This window comes from Longimicrobium sp. (assembly GCF_036554565.1).
In the GTDB taxonomy this organism is placed as follows: Bacteria; Gemmatimonadota; Gemmatimonadetes; order Longimicrobiales; family Longimicrobiaceae; genus Longimicrobium.
Map to the genome: position 1 here is coordinate 1 of NZ_DATBNB010000318.1, position 3676 is coordinate 3676.

A 3676-nucleotide genomic window follows, 5' to 3' on the forward strand; every position below is an offset into this window, starting at 1 on the left:
GGAGAGGGCAGCCGGGGAGTGCGCCGGACTCATCGAAGCGCACCGGGCTGGCTCCCTTCCCCCGCGCAGTTTGCGGGGGAAGGGCTGGGGATGGGGGGCGCCAGCCGCCGCACCGAATCAGCCTCTCCCGACCGAAGTACCCCCCTCTCCGCACGTAGTTTGTGCGGGGAGGGGCCGGGGGAGGGGCGTCTGCTCCTCTGGATGACAATCTTCCGACAGTGCTCCATGATCCGAATCCGGGCCGTTCGCTCTTCTCTCCTCCGTGTTGCCGCGGCCGCTTTCGCGATGGCGGCGCTCGTCCCAACGCCGGCTCGCGCCCAAGTGGCGCCGGATGCGCGGTGGCGTACGTTCGACACCGAGCACTTCCAGGTGCACTATTCGGAGGGGCTGGAGGACTTTGCCCGGCGCGCGGCCGCGCGGGCCGAGGAGGCGCGCGTGCTGCTGGAGGCCGCGCTGGTGCCGGCGCCGGAGGGCCGCGTGCACCTGGTGCTGGCCGACAACGTGGACTTCTCCAACGGCTTCGCCACGCCCTTCCCGCGCAACCGGGTGGTGGTGTACGCGCATCCGCCCGTCGACGAGCCATCCCTGGCCTACACCTACGACTGGCTGGAGCTGGTGGTGGGGCACGAGCTGGCGCACATCCATCACCTGGACCACGCCAGCGGCATCCTGGCCAACCTGCGCCTGATCTTCGGCCGCAACCCGCTGCTGTACCCCAACCTGTTCGTCCCCCGCTGGACCACCGAGGGGCTGGCCACCTACCTGGAATCGCGCCTGACCGGCGCCGGCCGCGTCCACGGCAGCTACCACGACATGGTGCTGCGCACGGCCGTGCTCGAGGACGAGTTCTTTCCCATCGACCGGCTGGCCGGCAACCCCGCCGACTGGCCCGGTGGCGGCGCCGCATACGTCTACGGCTCCGAGTTCGCCGACTGGCTCTCGCACCGCTACGGGCCGGAGCGCGCGGGCGAGTTCGTCCGCACCGTGGGCCGCCGCCTCCTCCCCTACGCGGTGGATGCGGCCGCGCGGAAGGCCTACGGCGTCTCGTTCTCCAGCGCGTACGGCGAGTGGCGGCAAGAGCTGCAGGAACGCTACGGCGCCAGCGCCGATTCCATCCGCGCCGCCGGGCTGACCGAGCCGGAGCTGCTGACCACCTCCGGCCGCTACACGGAGTGGCCGCGGTACTCGCCCGACGGGTCGCGCATCGCCTACTCCGCCTACACCGGGCGCGACGATCCCTCCACCCGCATCCTGGGGCCGGAGGGCGAGGTGCAGGTGATTGCCGGGCGCACGTCCATCGGCCCCGTGTCGTGGCGCGCGGACGGGCAGGGGCTGGTGACCGCGCAGGTGGACCTCGTCGATCCCTATCGCGCCTTCTCCGACCTGTACGCGGTCGGCGTGGATGGCGGCGTGGAGCGGATGGGCCGCGGCGCCCGGCTGCTGGAGCCCGACGTGCGGCGGGCGGATGGCCGGATCGTGGCGGCTCGGGGCGGGGGCGAGTCCACGGAGCTGGTGCTGGTGGATGCGGATGGACGCAACCCGCGCCCGCTGACCGGCGATGACCCCGACGTGCGCTGGTCGATGCCGCGCTGGTCACCCGACGGCACGCGGATCGCCGCCAGCCGCTGGCGCACCGGCGGGCTCTTCGACGTGGTGGTGATGGACACCGCTGGCCGCGTGATCCGCGAGCTGACGGCGGACCGCGCGCTGGACCTGCACCCGGCGTGGTCGCCCGACGGCCGCTACGTGGTCTTCTCGTCGGACCGGACGGGCATCTCCAACCTGTACGCGTACGACCTGCAGGCCGGCCGGCTGATGCAGATCACCAACCTGCTCTCCGGCGGCTTTCAGCCCGACGTGTCGCCGGACGGGCGCTGGATCGCGTTCAGCTGGTACCGCGCAGACGGCTATCACCTGGCGCGCGTTCCGTTCGATCCCGCCACCTGGCGCACGGCCCCTCCGGTGACGGCGGAGTTCGCCTCGCCGGCGCGTGAGACGGAGCGATACCAGCGGACGGCCGGCGGCCCCTCGCGTCCGTACTCCCCCTGGCGCACACTGCGCCCGACCACCTGGTCGCCGCTGCTCTTCGAAGACGAATTCCTCGGTCCGGTCCGGGGCGTGGCGACGGGCGGGTCCGACGTGGTAGACCGGCACGCCTGGGCGCTCGCGGCGCAGGTGTACCCGGCCAGCGGGCGGGTCGGCGGCGCGGCGGCGTACGTCTACTCCGGGCTGGGATCGCCGGTGCTCGGCTTTTCGGCGCGCCAGGAGTGGGACGGCTTTACCCAGGACACCTTTCCCGACCTGGTGCAGCGGGAGCGCTCGGCCTCGGCGATCGCAACCTTCCCATTCCCCCGCTACCGCTCGTTCGGGTGGGTCAGCACCGGCGTGAACCTTCGCGAGAGGACCTTCGACTGGCTGAACGACGAAGACCGCGCGTTCCCGTTCGGGCGAGGCGAGGGGCTGGACTTGGGCGCGGTGCTCACCGTCGGGCGATCGAGCGCGAGGGGCTTCGACTACTCCATCAGCCCGGAAGAGGGGTGGCTGATGGCGGGCACGGTGGAGGGCCGCCGCTACCTGCGCGCGCCGGAGGAGGATGGAGATCCGCAGGGCTACGTGCGCCTGGCGGGGCGTGGATTGGGGTTCCAGCCGTTGGGCCGGGTGAGCTTCGCGCGGAGCGTGCTGGGCGCGCGCGCGGTGGCGGCTGGTGACGTGGGCGCGCGCAGCCCGGGGTTCCGGCTGGGCGGCCTGGACGGCGGAAACGTCGCGGGGCCGCTGGGTGCCGAGACGGGGCTCGGAGGGCGGCTGGAGTTCCCCGTGCGCGGGTACGAGCGCGGAACGCAGTTCGGGGATCGCGCGGTTTCGGCCAGCGTGGAATACCGCGTTCCGCTGGTGCTGGTGGACCGCGGCTACCGGATGCTTCCCGCTTTCCTGGGCCGCAGCTGGGGCGCCCTGTTCGCGGATGGGGGTGCCGCCTGGTGCGTGGAGGCCTGCCCCGCCGTGTTCGGCGCCAGCCGGGAGATTTCACCCATCTACTCCATCGGCGCCGAGCTGGGGGCGCGCACGACGCTGTTTTATTACGCGACGCTCGACATCGTGGGTGGCGTAGCCGTGCCGCTCAGCCAGGTGGAGTCCCGTATGGACGATATCGTGATCGTAGAGCGGCCGAAGCCGAGCTTCTACCTGCGGGTCGGCAGGGCGTTCTGAACCGCGGGAGGGCGCGAGAACTGCACGATTCAGGACGCGCTCCACACTGGACCTCACGAAACGGCAAGCCAGCCCGCGAAGGCGGACTTCGTGGTGGTTGTTGCCGCGAATTCATTCGCCCCAGCATGTCGGGCTTGGGTTTGCGGGCCTGGGCCTCGGATTGGTTCGGGCTCGCGGCCGAGGCCCCAGCTCTGGTGACCGCTGCCGCGCCCGGGCTCGTACGTGCCCTCTGCTAGATCCTTCGGCCCGCTAAGGTCGTGCTACCGGCGGGTTTCGCTCGCCTGGGCCTGAATAGAAAAAGTCCAGTTCGTCTAAATTCTAAACGGCGCCCCCGAGCCTCTTTTTCATCCCTCAGGGTCGGCCGCAGGACGGTGAAAGACTCAGGATGACAGGCTCCGGGTGGCTCGCGAAGTGATCGCGTCAGGTGGACAGGTTTGAGTGTACGGCGAGGTGCATTGCGTCAGATGTTTCG

Annotated in this window: 1 protein-coding gene; it reads left to right on the forward strand. The window is 71.0% G+C overall.

Features of this window, described 5'->3' with window-relative positions; genetic code table 11:
* Nucleotides 1–225 precede the first annotated feature (225 nt).
* Nucleotides 226–3204 carry a hypothetical protein gene (locus VIB55_RS08675; RefSeq protein WP_331876265.1) on the forward strand — a complete coding sequence of 993 codons (2979 nt, stop codon included), beginning with the start codon at nucleotides 226–228 and terminating at the stop codon, nucleotides 3202–3204.
* Nucleotides 3205–3676: the final 472 nt, after the last annotated feature.